Below are 15,243 nucleotides of genomic sequence, written 5' to 3' on the forward strand. Positions count from 1 at the left end.
GTGCTTACGAAATTACTTGGGCATCAGCACCGAGTCGATGAGGTAAACCGTTGCGTTCTTGGTCTGGACGCCGCCGCAGATCACCTTGGCGTCATCCACCTTGAGGGCGTCACCGCTGCCGGTGACGGTGACGGACCCGCCCTGGACGGTGGCGTGGCTGCCGGCGATCTTGTCAGGAGCGATCTGGCCGGGAACCACGTGGTAGGTGAGGATCTTGCTGAGGAGGGCATCGTCCGTCTTCAGCGTTTCGAGGGTGGCGGCATCGATCTTTGCGAAGGCGTCATCAACCGGTGCGAAGACCGTGAACTCGCCGCCGTTGAGGGTGTCCACCAGGTCCACCTTCGGGTTCAGCTTGCCGGACACGGCGGAAGTCAGGGTGGTGAGGATGGGATTGTTCGATGCAGCGACGGCCACCGGATCCAGTGCCATGCCTTCAACGGAGCCTGCACCCGTGGGTACCTGCTTGGCGTAACCAGCACAGCCCGGGCCAACGAGGTTTGCGGCCGGATCCATGGTGGCGGCAGTGGCGCTGGCGGACGGGGAAGGGGCCATGCTGGAAGCTGCAGGTGCGGCGGCAGGGGCGGAGGAACTTGAGGTGCCGGCCGAGCCGCCACACGCCGTGAGGCTCAGCAGAGCGGCAGCTGCGACGCCTGCGACCGTGAAAGTTGTGCGCTTGATTGTCTGCATTTCGGTTCTCCTTGTGTTTAGCGTTTCGCAGGCGGCGGACCGGATGTCCGGGGCCTTGTTTGCGTCTGGCTGGCGGGCACCTGCCCTTGGCTGGTGTCTCAATGGGTATTCGGGAGTTGTACGAATACGGATGGGTCAAACATCAAGGAGTTTTGTGCGTGCCGCGAACCTGCAGCTTTTTGGGCACCGGCGGCGCGTGCGCCCACGGGAAAAAGAAAAGAGATCCCCCGGCCGGAGCCGGAGGACCTCTTGGTGTGCGCAAGGGGGGACTTGAACCCCCACGCCCGAAGGCACAGGAACCTAAATCCTGCGTGTCTGCCAATTTCACCACTCGCGCTTGGCATGGCAGCGTGTCCGAGACCTCTAATAACAGGGCTGGTAAACGCACGACGCCGGATGCCAGTTTTTATTGTAGCGTCGCGCAGGCCGGACCTGCGTCAGCACCGGTCACGTCAGGCGTCCAGCTTCAGGTCCCGGCGCAGCTTCGCCACGTGTCCAGTGGCACGGACGTTGTACTGGGCGATCGCCACCTTGCCGTCGGGATCAACCACAATGGTGGAGCGGATCAGGCCCTGGTAGGTCTTGCCATAGTTTTTCTTTTCACCCCAGGCCCCGTAAGCCTCCGCGACGGCATGGTCCTCGTCCGAGAGCAACGGGAAACTGAGGGCTTCCTGGGCGGCAAATTTTGCAAGTTTCTCCACCGGGTCGGGGGAGATCCCCAGGACGTCATATCCGGCCGACTGCAGGGACGCCAGGTTGTCCCGGAAATCGCAGGCCTCCTTGGTGCACCCCGGTGTTGCAGCTGCCGGGTAGAAGTAGACAATCGTGTGGCGGCCCGGGCGCGGTGCGAGGCTGGTGTCTTTGCCTGCTGAATCCCTGAGTGTGAATGGGGGCGCTTCTTCACCGGTTACGAGTCTGTCAGCCATTGTTTTTCTCCTTGTTGCGGGCGGGACACACCACCCTAGTAAGCAGTCCGGAGCAGTGCCAATCGACACTTGGCTATACTTGCTGCTATGCCTGATATGGATCAATGGCCCACAGGGCGCCTCTTGTCCACTGCTGCGCGCCTCGTCGAACACTCATGGAATGAAAAACTTGGGGCCATTGGCCTTACCCATGCGGGTGTTATAGCCATCGAGGTTCTCCACGCACAAGGCCCCATGACGCAGGCACAGCTTGCCCAGTACGTGCGGGTTCAGGCCCAGACGATGGGTAAAACGCTCAGCCGGCTGGAGTCCCACGGCCACATCGTCAGGGTCCGCAGCACGTCCGACCGCAGAAGCCACGTGGTGTCTTTGACGGAACAGGGCCGGCAAGCTGTTGCTGCTGCCGTGGAAATGGAGCGCACCGTGCTTGCTGCCGCCACCATCGACCCCGATGTCCTCCGCCAGGAACTCAAAGCTGTTGTCCGGGAGCTGGCAAGCCAGTTCGGATCGCAGGCAACCGGAGAGTTCCTGGAGAATCCATCCATGACCCCATAGCGTCGGGGCCTCTACCGCCGCTGCCTACCGCGTACAGGCGTGATCCCAGCTTCTCTTTGAAGCTGAGGTCACGCCTTTTCTTTTATGCGGGGGCTTAGGCGGAACAATTCGCGGACAAAACAAAACAGCCCCTGGCTTGCGTTTCCGCAAGCCAGGGGCTCTTTTCCCAGTGGTGCACCCCCCGGGACTTGAACCCGGAACCCATTGATTAAGAGTCAATTGCTCTGCCAATTGAGCTAGAGGTGCATCTTTTGTTTCGATCGTTTGGGGCTTTTTGTTTCCCCGTTGATCTCCGCAACGACATGAAACTCTACACGAACTTCCGGTGCATGTGAAATCGGCGCCCGCCGGCACTCCCCGCTCGGCCGGAAGGGGGCAGAACCAGCACAAACTCAGGGTTTTGGTTGTTAGTGACCAGCCAAGACCGCCCGCGCTGCGTCCCGGATCCGCCCATACCAGCTTGTGAAATGGGCCACAAGCAGGCTGGCTTCTCTGCCGGCTGGGTACACCGTCCACATCGGCCGGGGGAAGTACTGCTAGATCCGCCTGCGCCTCGGCGCCCTGAATCCTGCAGCCTCGGCGTGGGCGGCCGATTCAAACCACACTTCAGCCCGGACCTGCCCGTATTCGGGGTGTCCCTCGTCGTAGTAGACCATGGCGCCGGCGTCACCCTTAACGGTGTAGTCCGCTGGCCCGCTGCCGTCCGCCGCTGCCGACGCCGAGCCCTCGCCATAAGGTTCCTCCGCCGCGAGGTGCCCTGTTGGCTGCTGCACCGATGGCTCCTGCACCGCGGCGGCACCGCCGCCGGCTGGGCCCTGGATGTGGTCCGCGCCCGTTTCCACCAACGCCGAGGAATGCGCCCGGTCCTGGGTCTCTGTTTCTGCGGCATCACTGGGGAGGCGCATGTCGGCAGTGGCGGCATTCGGACCGCCTTCCTGGGGGCGGGGCGTGCTTGCAGCGGGAACCGGGAAGGAAACTCCGGCGCTGGCGTCGTCCGCCTCCTCAACGGCCGCAGTCTCTGCACCCGGCAGGGTGGGGGCGTGGGGTTCCGTGTACTCCGGGTGGTGAACCGGTGTTTGTTCGGTTGGCGGCGCTTGCTCGGGGGAAGGGGCGGGCGACGCCGGCGCGGCACCTTCCCGGCGGCCGGCTCCCTCGTGGACGTGGGCAGGCCCCGAGGCCTCCGACCACTGGGTTTCCCATTCAGCTTCATCCCGGACACTGCCTTCGTCCTGGGCGGCACCTTCTGCCCGGTCCGTACCGGCACGGGCGCCGACAGCAGTCGCGCCGGCCCCGCTGTGGCCCTGGGGAGTGGCCGGGGCGGGTCCCGCCGTCGACGTTGTTTCAGCCGGCTCCTCTGCCGCCGTGCGCGCCACGGGTTCGGCCGGGGCGCCGAATCCGGCGGCACCGGGAATGCCAGTGGTGCCGGCAGCTTCGGCGGACGCTGCTGCGCCGCCGCTCGAAAGTGCACCGTCAGCGCGTGTGCCGCCGTCGGTGTGGGGCCTTTCAGTGTGTCCCGCGCCTCCGGAAGCGGCGGCGGACTTTCTAGCGTTCAGCCGCCACCACACCACGCCCGCCAGCACAGCGAGCAGGATGATCAAGAAGACAAATTCCATGGCAGGTCCTTCAGTCGGATGGCAAGGTGCACTTTCACCGACGCTACGTCGGCGCAACAGCGCTGTCTAGCTCTTTGACCTGCCGGGACTTCCAATGGGGTGCGGTAACCGGGAGCGGATTCCCCGATGAAAAAACCAGGGCCGGGTTCCCCCTCGAAGGTGAGGCAAATGAGGCGTGACTAACAGCACAGTACAGACCGGGGTGGCCTGCTGGTCTCATTATTCGAGATGACAGTCCACTACCTGATCGAAATATCCCCGATATTCCGCTTAACCGGCGCCGCCCTGTCGTTGAGCCCTGCCGGGGAGCCATAGAATTTCCCCTATGAGTGAGGACACCCTGAACGCGACCGACAACAAGCCTGACATCAAGCCCCGCAGCCGGGTAGTAACTGACGGCATCCACGCCGCCCCCGCACGCGGCATGTTCCGCGCAGTAGGCATGGGCGACGACGACTTCGCCAAGCCCCAGGTCGGCGTCGCGAGTTCATGGAACGAAATCACCCCCTGCAACCTTTCCCTCAACCGCCTGGCCCAGGGCGCCAAGGAAGGCGTGCACGCGGGAGGCGGTTTCCCCATGCAGTTCGGCACCATCTCCGTCTCGGACGGCATCTCCATGGGCCACGAAGGCATGCACTTCTCGCTGGTTTCGCGCGAAGTCATTGCCGACTCCGTTGAAACCGTGATGCAGGCCGAGCGCATCGACGGTTCGGTCCTGCTGGCCGGGTGCGACAAGTCCCTCCCGGGCATGCTGATGGCGGCAGCCCGCCTGGACCTGTCCAGCGTCTTCCTCTACGCCGGCTCCATCATGCCCGGCTGGGTGAAGCTTGAGGACGGCTCCGAAAAGGAAGTCACGCTCATTGACGCCTTCGAAGCAGTCGGCGCGTGCGCCGCCGGCAAGATGAGCATGGAAGACCTGACCCGCATCGAAAAGGCCATCTGCCCGGGAGAAGGCGCCTGCGGCGGCATGTACACGGCCAATACCATGGCCTGCATCGGCGAGGCCCTGGGCATGTCCCTGCCCGGCTCCGCTGCCCCGCCTTCGGCAGACCGCCGTCGTGACGAATTCGCCCGCAAGTCCGGCGAAGCAGTGGTCAACCTGCTCCGGCTGGGCATCACGGCCCGCGACATCATGACCAAAAAGGCCTTCGAGAACGCCATCGCCGTCACCATGGCCTTCGGCGGCTCCACCAACGCCGTCCTGCACCTGCTGGCCATCGCCCGCGAGGCCGAGGTTGAGCTGACCCTTGACGACTTCAACCGCATCGGCGACAAGATCCCGCACCTGGGCGACCTCAAGCCCTTCGGCCGTTACGTGATGACCGACGTGGACAAGATCGGCGGTGTGCCGGTGATCATGAAGGCACTGCTCGACGCCGGCCTGCTGCATGGGGACTGCCTCACCGTCACCGGCAAGACCGTTGCCGAAAACCTTGACGCCATCAACCCGCCGGACGTTGACGGCAAAATCCTGCGCGCGCTGGACAACCCGATCCACAAGACCGGCGGCATCACCATCCTGCACGGTTCCATGGCTCCTGAGGGCGCAGTGGTGAAGAGCGCCGGCTTCGACGCCGACGTCTTTGAAGGCACGGCTCGCGTCTTCGAACGCGAACAAGGCGCCCTGGACGCGCTGGACAACGGCCAGATTCACGCCGGCGACGTTGTGGTGATCCGCTACGAAGGCCCCAAGGGCGGCCCGGGCATGCGCGAGATGCTTGCCATCACCGGCGCCATCAAGGGCGCAGGCCTCGGCAAGGACGTCCTGCTCCTCACCGACGGACGCTTCTCCGGCGGCACCACCGGCCTGTGCATCGGCCACGTTGCCCCGGAAGCGGTCGACGGCGGCCCCATCGCCTTCGTCCAGGACGGCGACCGGATCCGGGTGGACATCGCAGCCCGCAGCTTCGACCTCTTGGTGGATGAAGCAGAACTTGAAGCCCGCAAGATTGGCTGGGAACCGCTCCCGGCCAGGTACACCAAGGGTGTTTTGGCCAAGTACGCAAAGCTGGTGCACAGCGCCAGCACGGGTGCCTACTGCGGCTGATAAGAGTTCTCCCGGGCCTCCTCCCGGGCCTCCTCCCGGACCTGCCCGCTGAGGCGGCAGGGCTCAAAAGGGTTGACCCGAGGGGCCCCGGGCTGACGGCGCTTGCGCCGGAAGGCTGGGGTAGGGTCATACCGTGGACACCGATGTCCACATGGTGAGATCGGGGAACACCTCGTTGACACGTATCTCGCCCAGAGGGAAAACTGAACGCATGACTTTCGTTACTGTCGGCACCGTCGTCGTCCTTATTCAGCGCGTGGCACATTAGCCCCCCGGTAACGAACCGTCACGCGCAACCCCTCGAAGAGCCGCCAGGCTGAGGGGTTTTTTTATTTCCCGCAGTTTCCATGAACCACAGATGATCCACAAGGAAGAGTCCGATGAGCAAAGGATCGCCGATCAGCCCCTCGCTGATGGCTACGAAGTCCGCTGGAGCCCCCAAGGCTCCGGAACGCGCCGACCGCACGGCGGACCACGCCGTCGTCGTCGCCGACCTTGCTGCCGTCTCTCCTGTCCTTGGGCCGAACAACGTTGTACCCCCAACGGTGATGACCGGCTCGCAAGCTATTGTCCGCTCGCTCGAAGAACTCGGCGTAGACGATATTTTCGGTTTGCCCGGTGGCGCGATCCTGCCCACCTATGACCCCTTGATGGCCTCCAGCATGAACCACGTCCTGGTCCGTCACGAACAGGGAGCCGGCCACGCCGCGCAAGGCTACGCCATGGTCACCGGGCGGGTGGGAGTTTGTATCGCCACCTCGGGCCCGGGCGCCACCAACCTCGTTACCGCCATTATGGATGCCCATATGGACTCCGTGCCGCTGGTGGCCATCACCGGCCAGGTATCCAGCGGTGTGATCGGCACCGACGCTTTCCAGGAAGCTGACATCGTGGGCATCACCATGCCCATCACCAAGCACTCCTTCCTGGTGACCGACCCCAATGACATTCCCCACGTCATGGCGGAGGCGTTCCATCTCGCCTCCACCGGCCGCCCGGGACCTGTCCTGGTGGACGTAGCCAAGGACGCCCAGGTTGGCCAGATGACCTTCTCCTGGCCGCCCCGGGTTGACCTGCCCGGCTACCGTCCGGTTACACGCGGCCACAACAAGCAGGTGCGCGAAGCCGCGAAGCTGATCGCCGCAGCCCGCAAGCCCGTTCTGTACGTGGGCGGCGGCGTTGTGAAGGCGCACGCCTCCGCGGAGCTGCTGGCCCTGGCCGAAGCAACCGGCGCTCCCGTTGTCACCACGCTGATGGCGAAGGGTGCCTTCCCGGACTCCCACCCGCAGCATATGGGAATGCCCGGCATGCACGGTACCGTTTCCGCCGTGACTGCCCTGCAGCAGTCCGACCTCCTGATCACCCTCGGCGCACGCTTCGACGACCGCGTTACCGGCGTGCTGAAGACGTTCGCGCCCATGGCGAAGGTCATCCACGCCGACATCGACCCCGCGGAGATCTCCAAGAACCGCACAGCCGATGTCCCCATCGTTGGCTCCGTGAAGGAAATCATTCCGGAGCTCACCGAAGCCGTTCGCACCCAGTTCGAGGCGTCGGGCGCTCCGGACCTCACAACGTGGTGGGCTTTCCTGAACAACCTCAAGGAAACCTACCCGTTGGGCTGGACCGAGCCGGATGATGGGCTGACTGCGCCGCAGAGGGTCATTGAGCGCATCGGGGCGCTGACCGGACCCGAAGGTATCTACGTTGCGGGCGTCGGCCAGCACCAGATGTGGGCCGCACAGTTCATCAAGTACGAGCGCCCGCACGCCTGGCTGAACTCAGGCGGTGCCGGCACCATGGGCTATGCGGTCCCGGCTGCCATGGGCGCCAAGGTGGGCGAGCCGGACCGTGTGGTCTGGGCCATCGACGGCGACGGCTGCTTCCAGATGACCAACCAGGAACTGGCCACCTGCGCCATCAACAACATCCCCATCAAGGTTGCCGTCATCAACAACTCCTCGCTCGGAATGGTACGGCAGTGGCAGACCCTCTTCTATGAGGGCCGCTACTCCAACACCGACCTCAACACCGGCCACGACACCGTCCGCATCCCGGACTTCGTCAAGCTCGGGGAGGCCTACGGCTGCGCGTCGTTCCGCTGCGAACGTGACGAGGACATCGACGCCACCATTCAGAAGGCACTTGAGATCAATGACCGCCCCGTGGTCATCGACTTCGTGGTGAGCCCCAACTCGATGGTGTGGCCGATGGTGCCCGCCGGCGTGAGCAACGACCAGATCCAGGTTGCCCGCAACATGACCCCGGAATGGGAAGAAGAGGACTGACCATGAGCCGCCACACACTTTCCGTCCTGGTTGAAGACAAGCCGGGCGTCCTGACCCGCGTCGCAAGCCTCTTTGCACGCCGCGCCTTCAACATCAACTCACTGGCCGTCGGCCCCACAGAAGTCCCGGGCATTTCCCGGATGACCGTGGTGGTCGACGCCGACGGCGACCTTATCGAGCAGGTCACCAAGCAGCTCAACAAACTGATTAACGTCATCAAGATCGTTGAGCTGACCCCCGAATCTTCCGTACAGCGTGACCACATCCTGGTCAAAGTACGTGCGGATGCCGCAACACGTCTGCAGGTGACCCAGGCTGCAGACCTGTTCCGCGCCTCAGTGGTAGACGTCTCCACCGATTCCGTCGTCATTGAAGCCACCGGCCACCCCGAAAAGCTCACCGCACTGCTCTCCGTGCTCGAGCCCTTCGGTATCCGCGAAATCGTGCAGTCCGGCACCCTGGCCGTTGGACGGGGATCCCGCTCCATGAGTGACAGGGCGCTGCGTTCCGCATAGGACCCCGCCAAGGGGCCCGCCCCTGCGTTACGCAACGCCCGTAACCGCACCACCGAACACCTATCTGCAAATCCACTCAAGAGGAGTTACGCAAGTGACTGAAATGTTTTACGACGACGACGCCGACCTGTCGATCATCCAGGGCCGCAAGGTTGCCATTGTTGGCTACGGTTCCCAGGGCCACGCCCACGCGCTGAACCTGCGCGATTCCGGCGTCGAGGTTGTTATTGCGCTGAAGGACGGCTCCAAGTCCGCCGCCAAGGCCGAGGACGCAGGCTTCACCGTCAAGAACGTCGCCGACGCCGCCGAATGGGCTGACGTCATCATGATCCTTGCGCCGGACCAGCACCAGCGCTCGATCTACAACGACTCCATCAAGGACAAGCTGAAGCCCGGCAAGGCCCTGGCCTTCGCCCACGGCTTCAACATCCGCTTCGGCTACATCCAGGCACCGGAGGGCGTTGACGTCATCCTGATCGCTCCGAAGGCACCCGGCCACACCGTGCGCCGCGAGTTCGAAGCCGGCCGGGGCATCCCGGACATCATCGCCGTCGAGCAGGATGCTTCCGGCTCCGCCTGGGACCTGGCCAAGTCCTATGCCAAGGCAATCGGCGGCACCCGCGCCGGCGTCATCAAGACCACCTTCACCGAAGAGACCGAAACCGACCTGTTCGGTGAGCAGTCAGTGCTCTGCGGCGGTGTGTCCCAGCTGGTCCAGTACGGCTTCGAAACCCTGACCGAAGCCGGCTACCAGCCGCAGATCGCCTACTTCGAGGTACTCCACGAGCTCAAGCTCATTGTGGACCTCATGTGGGAAGGCGGCATCGCCAAGCAGCGCTGGAGCGTTTCGGATACCGCAGAATACGGCGACTACGTCTCCGGCCCGCGCGTCATCACCCCCGAGGTGAAGGAAAACATGAAGGCCGTCCTCGCCGACATCCAGTCCGGTGCCTTCGCCAAGCGCTTCATCGAAGACCAGGACAACGGCGGCGCCGAGTTCAAGGAACTGCGTGCCAAGGCTGAGCAGCACCCCATCGAGGCTGTTGGCCGCGAGCTGCGTTCCCTGTTCTCCTGGCAGCAGCAGGACGTGGACTACGTTGAAGGTTCTGCCGCCCGCTAAGGCCGCCGACGAGGCGCCGCTCTAAAAGGCAGCAGTGAGGCCGGGTTCACACTTAACAATGTGAGCCCGGCCTTTCCGTCGGCCTAGACTTGTTCCATCCCCAGGACTGCAACGCAGAGGATCAGCCGTGTCAAAACCCGTAGTACTGCTCGCCGAAGAACTTTCCCCAGCAACTGTCGAGGCCCTCGGCCCGGACTTCGAGATCCGCCAGACCGACGGCGCTGACCGTGCCCAGCTGCTCTCTGCCATCAGCGATGTTGACGCCATCCTGGTCCGCTCAGCCACCCAGGTGGATGCTGAAGCGATCGCGGCAGCCAAAAACCTCAAGGTCATCGCCCGTGCAGGTGTGGGCCTGGACAACGTGGACATTAAAGCCGCCACCCAGGCCGGCGTGATGGTGGTCAACGCACCCACGTCCAACATCGTCTCCGCGGCCGAGCTCACCGTGGGCCACATCCTCAGCCTGGCCCGCCACATCCCGCAGGCCAGTGCAGCCCTCAAGGACGGCGAGTGGAAGCGCTCCAAGTACACGGGCATCGAGCTGTTCGAAAAGAAGATCGGCATCATCGGCCTGGGCCGGATCGGTGCCCTCGTCGCGGCCCGCCTGAAGGGCTTCGACACCAAGATCCTTGCGTACGACCCCTACATCACCTCCGCCCGTGCCGCCCAGCTCGGTGTGCAGCTGGTGACCCTGGACGAGCTGCTGGCCCAGTCCGACTTCATCACCATCCACATGCCCAAAACCCCGGAAACCCTGGGCATGCTCGGTGCGGATGCCTTCAAGAAGATGAAAAAGACCGCCTACGTGGTAAACGTGGCCCGCGGCGGCCTGGTGGACGAGGAAGCCCTGTTCACGGCCCTGCAGGACGGCGAGATCGGCGGCGCGGGCGTGGACGTCTTCGCCAAGGAGCCCAGCACCGACCTGCCGTTTTTCAAGCTGGACAACGTGGTGGTCACCCCGCACCTCGGCGCCTCCACGGATGAAGCGCAGGAAAAGGCCGGCGTTTCGGTGGCCAGGTCCGTTCGACTGGCCCTGGCCGGTGAGCTCGTGCCGGATGCCGTCAACGTCGCCGGCGGCGTCATTGCCCCCGACGTCCGCCCCGGCATTCCGCTGATCGAGAAGCTGGGCCGCATCTTCACGGCGCTGACCCACGATTCGCTGACCCAGCTTGACGTCGAGGTGGCCGGCGAAATCTCGTCCCTGGACGTCAAGGTCCTGGAGCTGGCGGCACTGAAGGGAGTCTTCGCTGATGTGGTGACCGAGCAGGTCTCCTACGTCAACGCCCCGGTCATCGCCGAACAACGCGGCATCAACGTCCGCCTGATGACCACCCCGGAGACAGAGTCGTACCGCAACGTCCTGACCCTCCGCGGTGCCCTCAGCGACGGCAGCCAGATTTCCGTGGCCGGCACCCTGACCGGGCCCAAGCAGATCGAGAAGCTCGTGGGCATCAACGGTTTCGAAGTTGAAATCCCCATCAGTGAGCACCTAGTGGTGGTTGCCTACACCGACCGTCCCGGCGTGATCGGAACCATCGGCCACATCCTGGGCATGAACAACATCAACATCGCCGGCATGCAGGTAGCCCGCCACGACCAGGGCGGGCAGGTGCTCGCGCTGCTGACCATTGACAGCTCCGTGCCCCAGCAGGTCCTGGACGCCATCAAGGCCGGAATCGGCGCTGAGATGGTCCGCGAAGTGGACCTGGAGGACTAACCTCCGGTCCGCCGAAACGCCGTACTGCCGCCCCCGCTTCGGCGCGTCCCGGCGGTGCCACGTATGATTGGCCGGTCTGCTTACAATGGCTGGGTCCTGGTTCAGGACCCTGCCGGCAGGCCGGCCAATACCTTTTGCACATCCGTCCGTGATCGTCCACGTCCGCCGCGCGCGGCCGCGAATGTGCGCACGCAATCCAGGTTTCAGGGAGTTCCATGAACGCCGTCCAGAGGTTCATCAGAAGCAGAGTGCTGCTGTTGACCGCGGCCATCTTGATCGCAGCCATGTGCTTGTCGGTCCTCGTCCAAAGCCAGTCGCAGGCCGCGCTCAACCGGACGGTGGATGAAAATTCGCGGGGACTCTACGATGTCCTGGTCCAGGCAAAGGCGCCCTCGGGTGCGCTGCTGCAGCCGGAAATCGCCAACGGCACCGGCGGCATCAGCTTTGAACAGCTCGAGGCCATCCGGAAACTGTCCGGAACCTCGGTGGCAGCGCCCATCAGCCTCGTGTCCCGGGTAACCCAGAACCTTGAGGCGCCACGGCTGGACGCCATGGACTACCTCGGCTACAACGCCGGGCTTGCAGGCACCGCGACGGCGGACCAGGCCGCGGGTGCCACGGCGCCGGCAGACTGGCCCAAGGCCGAGTCGGTTCTCAGCGATGAGACCAAAAAATACCGCCTGACCGCCAGTGCCGTGAGCTCTGACGGTGTTGCAGAGCAGACGCTCTTCAAGTCCACCGCCGAAGGCACCCTGGGCAAGGCCAAGCTCGTGGAGGAGCAGGCCGCCGGGGGGAGCAGCATCCGCATCGCCGCTCCTGAGGATGAAACGGGCATCAAGTTCGCCGCCCCGGCGGGCGGTTCCGAACACAACCTCTTTAACCTGTCCGTGTCGCTGCCCCTCGCGCCGGAGGTCACCGAATCCGTGGTCGCCGTCGATCCCGCCGCCGAGCGCGCCCTCCTGGGTTCTGCCGGTGACTTCCTGGCCCCGCTGGAAAAAGCGCCGCCTGCCGATGCTCGGGATGCCGGGGCCATCGGCCGCTACTTCGAAGGCCTGTTCACGAACGGCATTGGCCTGGACGAGCTGGAAGAAGGCCCGGACTTCCTGGGCGTGAAGCTCAAATACTGGGCACCGCTGATGACGCAGTACCAGCAGGCCAAGCGCAACGGCCAGCTGACGGCTGATTCCCAGGCCATTCCCCTCATCGTGCGCTCAGGCACCTCCCTGGACCTGAAGTACAACGTCAAGATCGAGGAAATCGACGACGCCGGCAAGGTGGTCAAGGACGTCGGGACTGTCTCCCAGTCATTGGACCAGGATTACCTCCCGTTTGTCTCGAAGGACCCCTTCGTTCTCTCCTGGCCTGGCTCCACCGACCACTCGTCGGTTCTCGGTGCCACCGGCAACTTCAACCAGGGGCTGTATACCCCCGCGGAGTGGAGCACCGACTTCGCGGCCGCCCCGAAATACACCGACGGCGAGACGGCGGCAAACGGCGCTGTCGGCAAGACCGCCGTACCGGGCGAGTGGGTCACCGTCAACCGGCTGCCGGAAAAGAGCGCCAACGGGACCCCGGTCGACCAGACCCAGCGCGAGCCCGTGGACGAACGCTCCTACCGTGAAAACCTGGAGACGGGGGAGCAGAAGGCGGCGGCACCACTTGCCATGGTCTACGGAACGTTTGATCCTTCCGCAGTGGCACAGGCCGCCGGTGACGTGAACAAGCTTCCATTGGGCGGCTACGACCCCGCCCCCTTCACCCTGGTCAAGGACGCCGGGGGCAAGGACGTTCCGGCCACAGCGCTCGAACCGTCCCTGAGCGCCACGGGGCTTGCCAGCCAGTCTGCCGGTGCCATCACCGATTACTACGGCCTGGCTGCTGCCCGCGGCTACAAGGAAAACGCAGCAGTCATCGACGCCGTCCGTGTCCGGGCCGATGCATCCGGCAGCTGGAAGGAAGCCCAGCCGGACGTGGAAAAGCTGGCCACCGAGATCCGCGGGATGGGACTGGAAGCCACTGTCGTGGCCGGCTCTGCCCGCGAGGATGCCAGCATCTTCGTTCCCGGCTACTCCAAGGACGACGCCGGCAAGGAATCCGACCTTGGTACTGTCCAGCAGTCATGGGTCAGGCAGAACGCCGCCGAGGCCGTGACGGGTTCGCTTTCCGGAACGAACATCACGCTGCTCTTCCTGACCCTTTGCGGAGCTGCCCTTCTCACCGGCGCGTCCACCGTGAGCTACGTCCGCAAACGGCGGAGCGAAGCAGGGACCCTGCGCGCGATGGGGTGGACCCAACGCCGCATCCGCAGCTGGGTGCTGGAAGAGTTCGGTGTAGGTGCTGTATTGCTCACCGTGGCCGGCATCGTTCTGAGCCTCGTCAGCTGGAGCCTCACCACCGCCCTGGTCTGCGTTTCCGTCCTGGTCCTGTACGCCGGTGCTGCCTTTTTCGCAGCACAGCAACTGCGCCACCGCGACGTCATTGACCAGGAACCGCAGCATGACGAGCGCCTCATTCCGGTGGATTCACCGCTGACCTTCGCGAACCGCCGCCAGCTGGGCACCAACAAGTTCAACACCCTGGCCCTGGCCGTTGCCGTCGGCGTCTTCGGCGCTGCGGTGGGCGGACTCATCGCGCTGCTGATCGACATTCCCCGCGCGGCCGGCGCCAGTGCCCTGAGCGGACCCGCCGCTGCCAGCGTGGCACTGCCGAGCATCCTCCTGGCTCTCGCGGGCGTGATCGTGGGGCTGGTCCTGACCCTGGTCACCGGACGCTTTGAGCTCAACGCCAAGCGGCAGTACCTGGGCATCCTCGAAGCCATGGGCTGGAACCCGGACATGCTCCGCCAGGTCCGGCTGTTCGAGAACGCGCTGGTGGGAAGCGTGGCACTGCCGCTGGGCGTGCTGGGCGCCCTGGGCATCGGGCTCCTGCTGGCCCCTTATGCCGCGCTGTGGGCCGGCGTGGCCGGCCTCGTGGCTGTACTTTGCTGGATACCGATTGCAACGAAAGTGGTCCAATGACAAACCAGACCAATGTCCAGCGGAGCCGCAGGAGCGGCTCCGGCGACGTCCCCCTGCAGACGCGCGCCAACACCATCGTCAAGGCTGCTGACCACGAAACCCCGCTGGAACTGAGCGACATCACCATCCGCTACGGCGGCGGTAAGGGCGGCGCCGAGGCAGTCAGCGTGGTGGAAGGTTTCGACCTCACGCTGCACGCGGGCGAGATGCACTGCGTCGCCGGCCGAAGCGGATCCGGCAAGACCAGCATCCTGACCGTCGGCGCGGGGCTGACCCTGCCGACGTCGGGGCGCGTCTTTTGGGAAGGTGATTCCCTGGAGAGCATGGGCGACGACGAAATCGCTGACCGCCGTCGTGCCCTGATCGGTTACGTGGACCAGGGCGGTGCCCTCATCGATGGAATGAGCGCACTGGAGAACGTGCTCCTGCCGGCTGTTCCGGACGGGGAAGTGGACCAGCGCCGGGACATGGCCAAGGACCTGCTGGACCTGGTGGGCCTGGGCCGCCGCATGCGGCACCGCCCGGCCCAGCTGTCCGGCGGCGAACGCCAGCGCGTAGCCATCGCCCGTGCCCTGATCCTGGGCACCAGGGTCCTGGTGGTGGATGAACCGACGGCGAGCCTGGACCGTGCCTCGGCGAACCGCATCATCAGCATCCTGAAGGACACCACGTCGGACGGCATCGCAGTCCTGGTGGCTTCGCACGACCACGAACTCGTCCGGCTCAGCGACTCGCTGACCGAACTGATCTAGCCTGTC

At 64.6% G+C, this 15,243-nt stretch carries 11 protein-coding genes and 2 tRNA genes; 8 read left to right on the top strand and 5 right to left on the bottom strand.

Features of this window, described 5'->3' with window-relative positions:
* Positions 1-12: 12 nt before the first annotated feature.
* The 3 genes from QFZ70_RS06805 to bcp form a co-directional block, all read right to left on the bottom strand.
* Positions 13-687, bottom strand: a complete 675-nt coding sequence (locus QFZ70_RS06805) for a fasciclin domain-containing protein (protein ID WP_307094652.1) — start codon at positions 685-687, stop codon at positions 13-15.
* A 255-nt stretch (positions 688-942) separates the two neighbouring features.
* Positions 943-1,024, bottom strand: a tRNA-Leu gene (locus tag QFZ70_RS06810).
* 115 nt (positions 1,025-1,139) lie between these two features.
* A complete protein-coding gene (bcp, locus tag QFZ70_RS06815) occupies positions 1,140-1,613 on the bottom strand; it encodes a thioredoxin-dependent thiol peroxidase (RefSeq protein ID WP_307094653.1) in 474 nt (157 codons plus the stop codon).
* 96 nt (positions 1,614-1,709) lie between these two features.
* Here bcp and QFZ70_RS06820 point away from each other — a divergent pair, with 96 nt between their 5' ends.
* Positions 1,710-2,168 carry a MarR family winged helix-turn-helix transcriptional regulator gene (locus QFZ70_RS06820; RefSeq protein WP_307097821.1) on the top strand — a complete coding sequence of 153 codons (459 nt, stop codon included), beginning with the start codon at positions 1,710-1,712 and terminating at the stop codon, positions 2,166-2,168.
* Between the two features lie 170 nt (positions 2,169-2,338).
* On the opposite strand, the gene QFZ70_RS06825 is transcribed toward QFZ70_RS06820, so the two are convergent.
* Positions 2,339-2,414: transfer RNA gene (locus tag QFZ70_RS06825), tRNA-Lys, on the bottom strand.
* A 290-nt stretch (positions 2,415-2,704) separates the two neighbouring features.
* Positions 2,705-3,781, bottom strand: coding sequence for a hypothetical protein (locus QFZ70_RS06830; protein ID WP_307094654.1), 1,077 nt, complete (start codon positions 3,779-3,781; stop codon positions 2,705-2,707).
* Between the two features lie 325 nt (positions 3,782-4,106).
* On the opposite strand from QFZ70_RS06830, the gene ilvD reads away from it, so the two are divergent.
* The 7 genes from ilvD to QFZ70_RS06865 all read left to right on the top strand — a co-directional run bounded on the left by ilvD (position 4,107) and on the right by QFZ70_RS06865 (position 15,237).
* Positions 4,107-5,828 carry a dihydroxy-acid dehydratase gene (gene ilvD, locus QFZ70_RS06835; protein WP_307094655.1) on the top strand — a complete coding sequence of 574 codons (1,722 nt, stop codon included), beginning with the start codon at positions 4,107-4,109 and terminating at the stop codon, positions 5,826-5,828.
* Positions 5,829-6,208: 380 nt separating this feature from the next.
* A complete protein-coding gene (locus QFZ70_RS06840) occupies positions 6,209-8,116 on the top strand; it encodes an acetolactate synthase large subunit (protein WP_307094656.1) in 1,908 nt (635 codons plus the stop codon).
* A gap of 2 nt (positions 8,117-8,118) precedes the next feature.
* Complete coding sequence (gene ilvN, locus QFZ70_RS06845) at positions 8,119-8,631, top strand: acetolactate synthase small subunit (RefSeq protein WP_079597732.1); 513 nt, start codon at positions 8,119-8,121, stop codon at positions 8,629-8,631.
* Positions 8,632-8,725: 94 nt separating this feature from the next.
* On the top strand, positions 8,726-9,751 hold the full coding sequence (gene ilvC / locus QFZ70_RS06850) for a ketol-acid reductoisomerase (RefSeq protein ID WP_307094657.1): 1,026 nt from the start codon (positions 8,726-8,728) through the stop codon (positions 9,749-9,751).
* Between the two features lie 127 nt (positions 9,752-9,878).
* Positions 9,879-11,468, top strand: coding sequence for a phosphoglycerate dehydrogenase (serA, locus tag QFZ70_RS06855; RefSeq protein WP_307094658.1), 1,590 nt, complete (start codon positions 9,879-9,881; stop codon positions 11,466-11,468).
* A gap of 215 nt (positions 11,469-11,683) precedes the next feature.
* On the top strand, positions 11,684-14,485 hold the full coding sequence (locus QFZ70_RS06860; protein WP_307094659.1) for an ABC transporter permease: 2,802 nt from the start codon (positions 11,684-11,686) through the stop codon (positions 14,483-14,485).
* A complete protein-coding gene (locus QFZ70_RS06865; RefSeq protein ID WP_104042192.1) occupies positions 14,482-15,237 on the top strand; it encodes an ABC transporter ATP-binding protein in 756 nt (251 codons plus the stop codon). Before QFZ70_RS06860 ends, QFZ70_RS06865 begins: the two co-directional genes overlap by 4 nt.
* Positions 15,238-15,243 lie beyond the last annotated feature (6 nt).

Source organism: Arthrobacter sp. V1I9 (genome assembly GCF_030817075.1).
GTDB lineage: Bacteria > Actinomycetota > Actinomycetes > Actinomycetales > Micrococcaceae > Arthrobacter.

Bases quoted from the DNA above. Each gene is read 5' to 3' on its own strand.
- ilvN (WP_079597732.1), top strand. From the start codon at position 8,119: ATGAGCCGCCACACACTTTCCGTCCTGGTTGAAGACAAGCCGGGCGTC.
- QFZ70_RS06805 (WP_307094652.1), bottom strand. From the start codon at position 687: ATGCAGACAATCAAGCGCACAACTTTCACGGTCGCAGGCGTCGCAGCT.
- QFZ70_RS06830 (WP_307094654.1), bottom strand. From the start codon at position 3,781: ATGGAATTTGTCTTCTTGATCATCCTGCTCGCTGTGCTGGCGGGCGTG.
- QFZ70_RS06820 (WP_307097821.1), top strand. From the start codon at position 1,710: ATGGATCAATGGCCCACAGGGCGCCTCTTGTCCACTGCTGCGCGCCTC.
- QFZ70_RS06860 (WP_307094659.1), top strand. From the start codon at position 11,684: ATGAACGCCGTCCAGAGGTTCATCAGAAGCAGAGTGCTGCTGTTGACC.
- QFZ70_RS06865 (WP_104042192.1), top strand. From the start codon at position 14,482: ATGACAAACCAGACCAATGTCCAGCGGAGCCGCAGGAGCGGCTCCGGC.
- QFZ70_RS06840 (WP_307094656.1), top strand. From the start codon at position 6,209: ATGAGCAAAGGATCGCCGATCAGCCCCTCGCTGATGGCTACGAAGTCC.
- ilvD (WP_307094655.1), top strand. From the start codon at position 4,107: ATGAGTGAGGACACCCTGAACGCGACCGACAACAAGCCTGACATCAAG.
- bcp (WP_307094653.1), bottom strand. From the start codon at position 1,613: ATGGCTGACAGACTCGTAACCGGTGAAGAAGCGCCCCCATTCACACTC.